Source organism: Corallococcus interemptor, assembly GCF_003668875.1.
Lineage (GTDB): Bacteria > Myxococcota > Myxococcia > Myxococcales > Myxococcaceae > Corallococcus > Corallococcus interemptor.
The window spans coordinates 62164-73259 of record NZ_RAWM01000032.1 but is presented as its reverse complement, the minus strand read 5'-3'; the positions used below and the strand labels follow the sequence as shown (position 1 = coordinate 73259).

The window sequence follows — 11096 nt, the reverse complement described above, 5'->3', positions numbered from 1 at the left end:
CCACCTCCCCCGGCACCACCCACAGCGCCTTGCCCCGCTCCGGTTCAATCAACACCGTCACCGAGCTCGCCCCGGGCACCGGCCCCAGGTCCAGCGTCATCTCCGTGCCCGCCACCTGCACCACCACCGCCGGCTCGCCCATGCCCCCGCGAGGTCCCACCACGAACCGGTAGCTGCCCGGCGCCAGGTCCGCGCTGTAGCGGCCATCCGCGCCGGTGATCAGCGACACCGTCTCACTGCGGTCCGCGTTGAGCCCCTCCACCTGCGCGCCCGCCGCCGGCTGCCCGTTCGCCAGGTACACCCGGCCCGTCAGGTGCGTCGCGGGCTTGAGGGTCAGCTCCACCGGCGCCGTGCTGCCGCGCGGCACCTCCTGCGTCCCGCTCACCTTGCCCTTGCGCGCGGACACCGTGAAGCGCGGCACGAAGGGCGGGCTCGCCAGGCTGAAGCTGCCATCCGGCCCCGACAGCACCGAGCCGTCGCACACATCGCACGTCACCACCGCGTCCGGCACCGCGCCACCGGACGCATCCCGCACCCGTCCGGACACCGACGGCGCCTTCACCAGCACGATGTTGCCCACGTCCTGCGGCGTCGAGGGACGGTCCACCACCTGCGGCTCGTACCCCGCCGCGTCCACCGCGACGATGAGCCGGTCCCCCGCCGTGGACAGCGGCAACTCGAAACGCCCGTCCGGGCTGTTCACGTCGTGTTCGTCCACCCGGAAGCGCTTCACCGGCTGCCCCGAGTCATCCACCACGCGGCCCCGGAACGTCGTGCGCCGGCGCATCTTCACCCGCACCGGCGGCCCGCCCGGCTTGCCCTGCGGCCGCTCCAGCGGCTCGTAGCTCGCGTGGCGCGCCTCCACCACGTAGGTGCGGTCCGGCCTCAGCGCGCGGAACTCGAAGTGGCCGCTGGAGTCCGATTGCGTCGGCTGCGCCATGCGCGGCGCCACGCTCATCGCCGCGCCCACCACCGGCTGGCCGTCCTCGTCCACCACGTCGCCCGTGAGCTGCGCGCCCGCCTCCAGCTCCACCGTCACCTGCTGCTTCGTCCCGTCCTGCACCGTCACCTGCTTGGGCGACGACGGCAGGTACTCCGGATGCGACGCCACCAGCTGATACGTCCCCGGCGGCAGCCCGCGCATGGGCACCACGCCGTCCGGCCCGGAGGGGCGGTCGCTGCGGAAGATGTTCTCCGGCTCCGCCCACAGCGTCACGTCCGCGCCCTCCACCCGCCGGCCGCCGCTCGTCACCGTCACGTCCGCGCCCGCCTTCGCCTCCAGGGACAGCGTCACGTCCGTCGCGGGCGCCGTCGCCTGCACGCTGCCGCCGCCCCACTCGGAGTGGTGCGCGTGCAGCGTGTAGAGCCCCGGCATGGGCACCTGCGCCATGAAGCGGCCGTCCTCGCCCGCGTTCACCACGCCGCCGGTGGGCTGCACCAGCACGGACACGCCCGCCGCGGGCCGGCCGTACTCGTCGATGACCTGTCCGCTGATGACCGTGGCCTTCGACAGCTCCAGCTCCAGCGGCGTCTCGCCCTGCACCACGCGCGCGGGCAGCTGCGCTGACGTGAAGCCCTGCGCCTGTCCCTCCAGCACGTACTCGCCCGGCGCCAGCGGCCCCAGCTCCGCCAGCGCGCCGGTGGGCACCGCGTCGCGGCGGATGAGGTCTCCGGCCACCGTGCGCAGGAGCAGCTCCGGGTTGGGCACCGGCTGGCCCTCCTCGTCCACCACCGTGACGAGCAGCCGGCCCGCGGCCTCCAGCTCCAGCGTCACCTGCGTCACCCGCTGCGACAGCGTGAGCGTCTGGGGCGTGGAGCCGAAGCCCGGCGCCTCCGCCGTCACCACCACCTCGTCCGGGTACAGGCCGTTGAAGCGCACCGGCGCGCCCTTGGGCTCCGTGTGCGCCTCGCGCGTCAGGTGGTCGCCCCTCAGCCGCACCGTCGCCGCCGCGGGTGCCCCGTCGCGCGTCACGCGCACCTCCAGCGTGCGCGACGGCGTCAGCTTCAAGCGCAAGGGCTGCGAGTCCGCCTCCACCTGCTGCGCCACCGCGGGCTGGAAGCCCTCCGCGTCCGCGAGCACGTAGAAGGGCCCCTCGCCCAGGCCGGACAGCGTGAAGGCCCCGCCCGGGCCCGCCACGGCCTCGAAGGGCAGCGGCACCTTGCGCGACACCGCGCGCACCCGCGCCCCGGGACGGGCCTGGCCGGAGTCATCCACCACCGTGCCGGTGATGCCGCGCAGGGGCGGCAGGTACAGCTCCACCGCCTCCCCCGGCGCGGCCCGCTCCTTGAGCGCCACGCCCAGCCCCGCCGAGCGCGCCCACACCGTGAAGGACACGCCCGCCAGGTGCTCGAAGCGGAACTTGCCTTCCGCGTCCGTGCGCACCGTGGCGCGCGCCGTGAGGAAGCCCTGCTGCTGTTCGAAGAAGGCCCGCGTGTGCAGCGCCGTCTCGTGCGCGGTGCAGGCCAGGAGCGCCAGGCCGCACTCGTCACACCGCACGTCCGCCAGCGTCCGCTCCGCCGAGGCCGCGAGCGACACTTCGGCATCCGGGACCGGCCGGCCGTTCCCGTCCAGCACGCGCCCGGTGAGCGTCAGCCCCTCCTGCGCGCCGGAGGACACCGCCACGGCGTTGAAGGCGGGCATCCCCTGACGGATGGAGCTGGCGGAGACGGGAGAGACGGGGCGCGCGGCGGGCGCGCCCCACCGGGGCCCCAGCACGATGGCGGCGAGCGCCAGCACGGCGGCCGCCGCGATGAAGACCCATTTGCGCATGTGTACGCGGCCGGGACCTTACTCCCAGGCCGGCCCCCCAACGACGGTTTCCCCCTGGAAATTCCAGAGCGTCCTGTTGAGGACGTCCCAGGGGCCGGTGGAGTTTCCGCTCAGTCCTCCGCGAACGGTTGGATGGCCTGCGCCACCGCCAGCTCCTGCCGCGCCTCGCTCAACTCCGAGTTGGTGGCGCGCAGCCGGTCGCTCAGCACCTGCACGAAGCTCCAGAGCATCTTCACCGCGAGGATCGCCTCGCGCTTCATCAGACCCATCAGGTCCGAGCGGGCGATGACCATGGTCCGCGTGGGCTCCGTGGCGCGCACCGTGGCGGAGCGGGGGGCGTTGTCGATGAGGCCCATCTCGCCGAAGTGCCCGCCCGAGCGCAGCTCGGCGATCTCCACGCCGTTCTTCTCGATGGCCACCCGGCCCCGGATGACGACGAACAGCTCCTCGCCCGGCTGCCCCTCCACGACAATCTCCCGGCCCGCCGGGTAGGTGCGCGTGGTGGCGATGGACAGCACCGCCGTCTGTTCCTTGTACGTGAGGTGGCGGAAGAGCGGGATCTTCCGCAGCGCCTCCATGCGCGACTGCGCCTCGCTCGTCTCCTCGCTGGCGAGCGCCGCGCTGTCGCCGGCCACCTTCACCACCACGGCGGTGATGTTGTCCTTGCCGCCGCGCTCGTTGGCCATCTCCACGAGCTTGCGCGGCAGGTCCCCGGGCTGCAGGCCCGCGACCAGGGGCAGGATCTCCTCGTCCTCGATGTAGCCGTGCAGGCCGTCCGAACAGAGGAGGAACACGTCGCCGGGCATCAGGTCCACGATGAGCGTGTCGACCTGGACGGACTCCTGGATGCCCACCGCGCGGGTAATCACGTTGCGGTACTGCGAGGTGGCGGCCTGCTCCTTGGTGATGGTGCCGGCCTTGAGCTGCGCGGCGACCAGCGTGTGGTCCTCGGTGAGCCGGTGGCACTGCCCGTGCCGCACCAGGTACACGCGGCTGTCGCCCACGTGGCCGATGACGCCCTTGTTGCCGCCCACGGCCAGGCACACGAACGTGGTGCCCATGCCGCGCTTGGAGGCGTCCGTCATCGCCGTGCGGTAGATGTCCGCGCACGCGCGCTGCACCGCCACCTCCACCAGCGCGGCCGCCGCGGAGCGGCTGTCCGCCGTGGGGTTCTGCGCCAGGTCCTTGAGCAGGTGCCGGTTGGCCGCGATGTGCTGCTTGACGACCTCCGTGGCGCGCGCGCTGGCGACTTCACCCGCGGCGTGTCCGCCCATGCCATCGGCGACCATGAACAGGCCGAGCGACGCGTCCACCAGCATCGCGTCTTCGTTGTGTTGCCGTTTCCGGCCGACATCGGTCAGCCCGAAGGCTTCTGTGGTCAAGGCCACCGCGAACGCTCCCATCCATGCCTAGAGGGTGACTCCGCACGTTACGCAGGCCGCCGAAGACGTGGCAAGGCTTCAGGGTTGCAGGCGCACCGACAGCAGGCGCGCGAAGCCGCCCGCCGTGTAGAAGCTGACCTCCACTTGACCGAAGCGCAGCCGCATCCCGTCCTCCAGCCCCCGGGCCTTGCGGGCCACCAGCCGGCTTCCCGCCACGTACGAGCCGTTCTTCGAGCCCGCATCCGTCAGCAGGAAACCCGTATCCCCCGGGTCCCTGGAAAACCACGCGTGGAAGCGGGACACGCTGCCGTCATCCAGGACGACGTCGTTGTTGCCGGTGCGCCCTACAGTGATGCCCCGGCCGAAGGCGTTGCCCTGGGACTTGAGCAGCGGGAAGACGACGGGCTCGTCCTGCCCGAGCGTGGGCGGGCCCGCGTTGGTCACCGTGCGCACCGGGTACTCCTCCAGGTCGGAGGGACGCGCGGCGCCCAGGGGCGGTGTGAAGAGGAGCAGGCCCGGCGGGAGCCCCCGTTCGAACTCCTCGCGGTTGCGCAGGTAGCGCGCGACGTGGGCACTGAGCAGCTCGGCCATGGGCGTGGAAGCGCGCGCCCCGCTCGCACCGGCAGGCGGGGCCGCTCTCGCTCATGGAGTGTACCGCGCCGCTACCGCCAATCCGCGAAAATTCCGAGGTTCACGCCACCCACGAAGTCGCGCGCGATGCTGCGGTTCTTCAGGCCGAAGGGCTCCGCGTAGCTGATGGCCACGCCCACGCCCACGTCCCGAGGCAGCTGGTAGCCAATCTGGAAGCGGCCCTGGACGGTGCCCGCGGTGCGGCGGTCCGGCGGCTGGGTGGTGAAGTGGGCGCCGTAGAAGGTGGGACCGGCCGTCACCTGGAAGCCCCAGTGGACCTTGCCCGGCAGGTGGTTGCGGTAGCCGAAGCCCACCTGCGCCGTGTGCTCGTAGTAGGAGGACACCGGCACGGCGACGCCCCGGCCGAGGTTCACGCTGTCGGGCAACGACGCTGCCCACCCCACTCCGCCCTCCAGGATGGCGATCCACGCGTCCTTGCGGTCCTGGAAGAGAGTGAACTCCCACTGCAGGTGCAGGTTGGGGATGACGGCGCCGTTGCGCAGCTGCGCGCCCACGAAGGCGCCCCGGGGCAGCCAGGCGGGCGTGGGCGACACGTGGCCCCGGAGGTCGGCGGCCTCTTGCGACGACTGCGCGTGGGCGGCGGTGGAGACCAGGGCCAGCGAAAGAACCAGCAGTGCGCGAGCGAGGTGGAGCATGGGTCCCTATCCACCGTGGCAGCGCGCACTTGTCAACGAAGTGTTCCGTTGGCTATGACACGCAACGCCCTTCCTGCCGTCGCGGGAGGTCACCAGGAGCGGAACACCGAATGCCAGTCGTCACGGTCCGGGCCAGCAGCAAGCAGGGTCCGGCACAGCTCGACACGCTGGTCCGCAAGGTCACGCAGAAGACGTCGGGCCTCCTGGAGGAGAATGACCGGGTGCTGGTCGTCTACAGCGAGGGACGCGCGAACCTCTACTATGAGGGTGCGCCCAGCCCGCGCACCGTGTCGCGGCCGGCCTGACGTCCCCGCATCACCTCAGTCGTCGGGTCCCAATCTGCGCGCGCGCTGGAAGAGCGCCGGCGGGTCGCGGTCCACGGCGGCGATGAGGCGGTGCCCCAGCAGCTCGTAGGTCTCCGTCTCGATGGGACCTCGCCCCGGGGCCTCCAGCCCGTCGAAGTTGCCCACGCGGTAGCGCGCCGCGAAGACGAAGTGGAAGTCCGGCGGCGCGAAGAGGTGTTCCGGGTCCCCCGCCGGGTGGACGTCCATGGCCCAGCGCGGTTCGAAGGACGGCGGGTGGATGCCGCGCTCCACCAGCTCCATGTGCTGGCGCGTGTAGAGCCCGGTCATCTCCTGCAGCGTCGCGCCGGCCTCGAAGCGGATGTGCGGGTAGAAGCGGTAGCACGGGTGCTGCGGATCCAGCGCGTAGAGCCAGCCACCGGAAGGGGTGAGCTCGCGGAAGATGGCGAGCATCCGGTCCGCCAGGTCCCGGTAGAGCTCCAGCCGCGCGTCGTGCTCCAGGCGGAAGAAGTCTCCGCTGACGACGAAGCGCGCACTGCCCTGCTGCGCGGAGGGCCACGGGTGGTCCAGCGCGTGGCGCTCCGCATCGCCCGACAGGGGCCTCCAGGCTTCTTCGGGGTCCGGCTCCGGTTCCAGTTTGAGCGCCACCATGTTCCCCCCTCACATCTCGGAAACCCGGGTATGCGCGCAACGCGGGATTCGCGCAAGCACCTGGAGGGAGGGGTCTGTGCATGACACCCGACGTCCACCGCGTTCCTCTTCCGGGTGATGTGGAAAGCCGCTGGGGCCCCGCACACCCGGAGTCACGCGCGGTGGCTCAGGGGACCTCCACCTCGTCACCCAGGAACGTGTAGCCGAAGGTCCCCACGCGGGTGGCCTGGCCGTTCGCGACCTCCTCGAACGTGCCCCGCACCACGGTGCCCGAGTAGTCGATGCTCAGCTGGCTGTTCTCGATGCGGCCCTTGCCCAGGCGGAAGTCCAGCCAGAGGTTCTCTCCGAGCTCCACGGGCACCGGGCACGCGCGGATCTGATCCGGCCGCACGTCCTGCAGGTCCTCGTACTCCACCTCACCACCGTCCGCGCCGGGCCCTTTCATGGTCCGGTAGCTGGCGGAGAGGGAGCACTGCAGCTTGTTCATCGTGATGAAGGCGTCGTCGTCATTGAAGACGTTGAAGCCCACGTCCAGGTCTCCCGCGGACTGCTTCGCGCCGGTGTCGAGCTGGAGGTCCAGCTCGTACTGGCCCTGGTACTGGCGCTTGAGGTCGTCCTCTCCGCAGCCGGTGAGCGCCGTCGCGGCGAACAGCAGGCCAGCGAGGATGGACTTCGAGCGGAAGTGCTTGATTGCGTGGGTCATGGGATTCCTCTCCAAGGTGGGGGTGTCTGTTCACGAAGGGCCTTGCCGCCCTTCTCTTTCCCTTGGTCTCCGCGGGCCTCGGGATTGATCAAACAATTCACGCCGTCAGGCTTCAGAACGGCGCGGGAGAGAGGAACTCCAGACGCGCCCCCGTGCGCGGATGCACGAAGGCCAGCACCTCGGCGTGGAGGATCAGCCGGGCGTCCTCTCTTCCAGACCGCGCGTCCCCGGTGCTGGGAACTCCCAGCCCCAGGCGATGCGCGGAAGGGATACGCAACGCGTGGGGCGGCTGGGTCGTTGGAAGGAATTCCACGCGGGTGCGGGCCGGCTCGCGACGGAGCACGGTCCACGCGCTGACGGTCCGCTTTCCGTGGCGCAGCGGCAGTTCGATGAGGCCCGAGTCCCCTTCCACGTGGCCGTCCACCCAGGCGACGTGGCGGTGCTCCGCCTCGCGCCGGGAGAACTGCCGCTGGAGCGAGGCGCGCGTCACCGCGTCCCGCGCGATGACGAGGAGGCCGGAGGATCCGGGTTCCAGTTCGTGGAGGAAGCTGGCGGAGGTCAGCTCCGGGAACCGGGACTGGAGCCGCACGAGCACCGAGTCACGCGCGGGCGCATGGCGACCCGGGAGCGTGGGCAGTCCCACGGGCTTGTCGACCACGAGGAGCCACGGATCCTCATGGACGATGCGCGGCCCTGTATCGGAAGGAACCGGTAGCGCTACGTCCAATCCCTGCAACATGTAAGGCAGCACCGTGCCGCACTTGTTGTCGCATGCGGGGTAGTACGCACCGGACTCCCGGCGGCCGTCCTGCGGCGGTGCTCCCCACCAGAACTCCGCGAGCTCCAGGGGCTTCAATCCCTCTCGAAAGGCATACGCCAGCAGCTTGGGCGCCGCACAGTCGCCAGCGCCACCGGGGGGAGGCTTGGGCGCGAACAGCGCGGCCAATGTCTGGGTTTCGCCGCGCGCGTTGGGAATGACATACCCGAGGGTCACCTGCCGCCACAGGGCCCGCGAACGCTCAGCGCGCACGTGCTCCACTTCCTTCAGGGCATGAAGGGAGCGCTCTGCCCGCGGTGCTTCGGCCTCGCGGGACAGCGCCGCGTGCTGTTGTTCCAGCGCGGCCAGCTCCGCCTCCCCCGCGGGCCAGAACGCATCGCGGGCCACCGGGTCGAACAGCGGCGGCACGAAGCCCTCCACGGTCCACGCCCCTCCGAGCATCCCGGAGAACGCGCTCAGGAACCCCACGCGTCCGTCCGGCGCCGCGACCACCAGCACGCCGAACATCTTGCCGCCACCGGGCCGCCACAGCGCTTCGTGGAACGCGGCGTCCTGCCGCAACCGCCACTGAAGCGCCTCCGCCGCGCGGAGCCCCCAGGGGCCGGGAGGCTTCGGGTGGAAGGGATTCGTCAGCTGGGTGGGCAGGTCCCCGGGCGGAGGTCCTTCGAGGAGCGTCAGGGTCTGCATCCGGGCTCCATCTTCGCCTGAATCCTTCCGCCACGGGCGACCTTGTGGATGAAGCGGCGCAGGCCCCGAGGCAATCTGGAGGTCCGGTCAAGGATGACGGACGGCCAGCCAGGCGTTCATCTCCAGGAGCCTGGGAGGCCTTCATGACGGTCGACGTGGAGCGGGCGCTGCGCGAGGTGTTGCCGGCGGAGGCGGTCGTCACGGATCCGGACGTGCTCGCGGCGCACCGGAACGACCAGGCGGAGTGGGCGTCCTCGGGCATGCCGGCGGTGCTGGCGAGGCCCGCGTCCACGGCGGAAGTGCAGGCCGTGCTCCGCGTGGCCACGGCGCTGCGCGTACCGGTGGTGCCCCGGGGCGCGGGGTCGGGCCTGTCGGGCGGCGCGAACGCGAGCGAGGGCTGCATCGTGCTGTCACTGCTGCGGATGAACCGCATCCTGGAAGTGGACCGGCGCGGGATGCTGGCCGTCGTGCAGCCCGGCGCGCTCACGGGCGCGGTGAAGGCCGCCGCCGCGGAGCAGGGCCTCTGGTACGCGCCGGATCCCGCGAGCTGGGAGTTCTCCTCCATCGGCGGCAACCTGGCCACCAACGCGGGAGGCCTGTGCTGCGTGAAGTACGGCGTGACGGGTGACGCGGTGCTGGGCCTGGAGGCGGTGCTCGCGGACGGCACCGTGGTGCGCACCGGCGGGCGGACGGTGAAGAACGTGGCGGGCTACGACCTGACGCGCCTCTTCGTCGGCTCCGAGGGCACCCTGGGCGTCCTCACCGAAGCGACGCTGAAGCTGCGCCCCCGGCCACCGAAGGCGACGACGCTGGTGGCCGCGTTCCCCACGCTGGTGAGCGCGGGCACGGCCGTCTGCGACATCATGGAGCGCTCGCGCCCTTCCCTGCTGGAGCTGATGGACCGCACCACGGTGCGCGCGGTGGAGGCCTGGAAGCCCATGGGCCTGGACGTCGAGGCCGAGGCCCTGCTCCTCGCGCGCTCCGACACCGGCGGCGTGCAGGGCGAGGAGGAGCTGGCGCTGATGGCCGCGTCCTGCGAGCGGGCCGGGGCCACCACCGTGATGAGCACCGCCGACGAGGCCGAGGGCGAGCTGCTCATGGGTGCCCGCCGCTTCGCCTTCCCGGCGCTGGAGCAGCGCGGCGCCACGCTGCTGGACGACGTGGGCGTGCCCGTCGTGCGCATCCCGGAGCTGCTCGCGGCGGTGGAGCGCATCGCGGCGAAGCACGGGGTGCTCATCGGGACGTTCGGGCACGCGGGGGATGGGAACATGCACCCCACCGTCGTCTTCGACCGGAAGGATCCGGTGGCGCTGGCGCGGGCGAAGGAAGCCTTCGACGACATCCTGCACGCGGCGCTGGCCCTGGGAGGCACCATCACGGGCGAGCACGGCGTGGGGTCCCTCAAGCGCGGCTTCCTGGGCGCGCAGCTGGGACCGGAGACGCTGCGCCTGCACCAGGCGATCAAGCGCGCGCTCGACCCGCTGGGCCTGCTCAACCCCGGCAAGATGCTGTGATTCCAGTGGGTTGGCGGCGGCGCGAAGAAAAATAAATCCGGTGTCGATCCCACCGGGGCGCGTTCGTCGCGTGGATGAAGGCGACGTTCACCTCATCCCTTTCCTTTCCGTCAGGAGACGCACCATGGGCACCAAGATCTTCGTCAACCTCCCCGTCGAGTCGCTGGACCGCGCGGTCGGTTTCTTCACGAAGCTGGGCTACACGTTCAACCCCCAGTTCACCGACGCGAACGCCACCTGCATGATCATCAGCGAGGACATCTACGCGATGCTGCTGGTGAAGCCGTTCTTCAAGAGCTTCATCAAGAAGGACATCGCGGACACGAAGACGTCCACCGCGGCCATCATCGCCCTGACGGCGGAGAGCCGGGCCGCCGTCGACACGCTGGTGGACAAGGCGCTGGCGGCGGGCGCGAAGGAGACCAAGGAGAAGATGGACCAGGGCTTCATGTACCAGCGCAGCTTCGAGGACCTGGACGGCCACCAGTGGGAGTCCTTCTGGATGGACCCGGCCGCCATCCAGCCGCAGCCGTGATTCAGAGAGGGAGCTTCATCCCTTCGTGGCTCGCCACGAATCCCAGCCGCGCATAGAAGCGCTGGGCTTCGTGGCGCCGCTTGTCGGTGGTGAGCTGCATCAGGGCGCAGCCCCGGGCCCGGGCGCGCGCCATCGCTTCGTTCATCAGCGCTTCTCCAATGCGCTGCCCGCGCAGGTCCGAGCGCACGCGCACCTCCTCCACCAGGGCCCGCCGGATCCCGCCGCGCCCCAGGCCCGGGATGTACGTGAGCTGGAGCGTGGCGATGACCTGCCCATCCAGCTCGCCCACGACGATCTCGTTGTTCGCGTCGGCGGTGATTTCGTTGAACGCGGCGTCGACGGCGGGTGTGACCTCCTCGGCGTAGCCGGTGCGCGACTGCGCGATGGCGTCATTCGCGAGCAACTGGATGATGGTGGGCAGGTCGGCGTGACGGGCGTTGCGGAAGGTGACGGAGGGCATATCCGCTCAGCCTATTCTGGATGCGGCC

11 protein-coding genes are annotated in these 11096 nt (G+C 71.1%); 3 read left to right on the top strand and 8 right to left on the bottom strand.

The genetic code is table 11. The features are described from left to right. The 4 genes from D7X96_RS14825 to D7X96_RS14810 form a co-directional block, all read right to left on the bottom strand. Positions 1-2770: carboxypeptidase regulatory-like domain-containing protein (locus D7X96_RS14825; RefSeq protein ID WP_121770006.1), on the bottom strand; the 2770-nt coding region annotated here is incomplete at its 3' end. A gap of 110 nt (positions 2771-2880) precedes the next feature. Further along, complete coding sequence (locus D7X96_RS14820; RefSeq protein ID WP_121770005.1) at positions 2881-4173, bottom strand: Stp1/IreP family PP2C-type Ser/Thr phosphatase; 1293 nt, start codon at positions 4171-4173, stop codon at positions 2881-2883. 57 nt (positions 4174-4230) lie between these two features. Beyond that, positions 4231-4743 (bottom strand): FHA domain-containing protein, encoded by a 513-nt coding sequence (locus tag D7X96_RS14815; RefSeq protein ID WP_120552565.1) that lies wholly within the window; start codon positions 4741-4743, stop codon positions 4231-4233. 71 nt (positions 4744-4814) lie between these two features. Further along, a complete protein-coding gene (locus tag D7X96_RS14810; RefSeq protein WP_121770004.1) occupies positions 4815-5438 on the bottom strand; it encodes a hypothetical protein in 624 nt (207 codons plus the stop codon). Positions 5439-5548: 110 nt separating this feature from the next. Here D7X96_RS14810 and D7X96_RS14805 point away from each other — a divergent pair, with 110 nt between their 5' ends. Further along, positions 5549-5743, top strand: a complete 195-nt coding sequence (locus tag D7X96_RS14805) for a hypothetical protein (protein WP_121770003.1) — start codon at positions 5549-5551, stop codon at positions 5741-5743. Between the two features lie 15 nt (positions 5744-5758). On the opposite strand, the gene D7X96_RS14800 is transcribed toward D7X96_RS14805, so the two are convergent. The 3 genes from D7X96_RS14800 to D7X96_RS14790 all read right to left on the bottom strand — a co-directional run bounded on the left by D7X96_RS14800 (position 5759) and on the right by D7X96_RS14790 (position 8559). Further along, on the bottom strand, positions 5759-6391 hold the full coding sequence (locus tag D7X96_RS14800) for a DUF2716 domain-containing protein (protein WP_121770002.1): 633 nt from the start codon (positions 6389-6391) through the stop codon (positions 5759-5761). Between the two features lie 166 nt (positions 6392-6557). Then, on the bottom strand, positions 6558-7094 hold the full coding sequence (locus tag D7X96_RS14795) for a hypothetical protein (protein ID WP_121770001.1): 537 nt from the start codon (positions 7092-7094) through the stop codon (positions 6558-6560). A gap of 112 nt (positions 7095-7206) precedes the next feature. Continuing rightward, complete coding sequence (locus D7X96_RS14790) at positions 7207-8559, bottom strand: pseudouridine synthase (protein ID WP_121770000.1); 1353 nt, start codon at positions 8557-8559, stop codon at positions 7207-7209. A 143-nt stretch (positions 8560-8702) separates the two neighbouring features. Between D7X96_RS14790 and D7X96_RS14785 the strand changes: the two genes are divergently transcribed. After that, on the top strand, positions 8703-10073 hold the full coding sequence (locus D7X96_RS14785) for an FAD-binding oxidoreductase (RefSeq protein ID WP_121724324.1): 1371 nt from the start codon (positions 8703-8705) through the stop codon (positions 10071-10073). 124 nt (positions 10074-10197) lie between these two features. Beyond that, positions 10198-10608 carry a VOC family protein gene (locus tag D7X96_RS14780; RefSeq protein WP_120552558.1) on the top strand — a complete coding sequence of 137 codons (411 nt, stop codon included), beginning with the start codon at positions 10198-10200 and terminating at the stop codon, positions 10606-10608. Position 10609: 1 nt separating this feature from the next. Here the strand turns inward: D7X96_RS14780 and D7X96_RS14775 are convergent, their stop codons facing one another. Then, complete coding sequence (locus tag D7X96_RS14775; RefSeq protein WP_120552557.1) at positions 10610-11068, bottom strand: GNAT family N-acetyltransferase; 459 nt, start codon at positions 11066-11068, stop codon at positions 10610-10612. Positions 11069-11096: the final 28 nt, after the last annotated feature.

Bases quoted from the DNA above. Each gene is read 5' to 3' on its own strand.
- D7X96_RS14820 (WP_121770005.1), bottom strand. From the start codon at position 4,173: ATGGGAGCGTTCGCGGTGGCCTTGACCACAGAAGCCTTCGGGCTGACC.
- D7X96_RS14815 (WP_120552565.1), bottom strand. From the start codon at position 4,743: ATGGCCGAGCTGCTCAGTGCCCACGTCGCGCGCTACCTGCGCAACCGC.
- D7X96_RS14810 (WP_121770004.1), bottom strand. From the start codon at position 5,438: ATGCTCCACCTCGCTCGCGCACTGCTGGTTCTTTCGCTGGCCCTGGTC.
- D7X96_RS14805 (WP_121770003.1), top strand. From the start codon at position 5,549: ATGCCAGTCGTCACGGTCCGGGCCAGCAGCAAGCAGGGTCCGGCACAG.
- D7X96_RS14800 (WP_121770002.1), bottom strand. From the start codon at position 6,391: ATGGTGGCGCTCAAACTGGAACCGGAGCCGGACCCCGAAGAAGCCTGG.
- D7X96_RS14795 (WP_121770001.1), bottom strand. From the start codon at position 7,094: ATGACCCACGCAATCAAGCACTTCCGCTCGAAGTCCATCCTCGCTGGC.
- D7X96_RS14790 (WP_121770000.1), bottom strand. From the start codon at position 8,559: ATGCAGACCCTGACGCTCCTCGAAGGACCTCCGCCCGGGGACCTGCCC.
- D7X96_RS14785 (WP_121724324.1), top strand. From the start codon at position 8,703: ATGACGGTCGACGTGGAGCGGGCGCTGCGCGAGGTGTTGCCGGCGGAG.
- D7X96_RS14780 (WP_120552558.1), top strand. From the start codon at position 10,198: ATGGGCACCAAGATCTTCGTCAACCTCCCCGTCGAGTCGCTGGACCGC.
- D7X96_RS14775 (WP_120552557.1), bottom strand. From the start codon at position 11,068: ATGCCCTCCGTCACCTTCCGCAACGCCCGTCACGCCGACCTGCCCACC.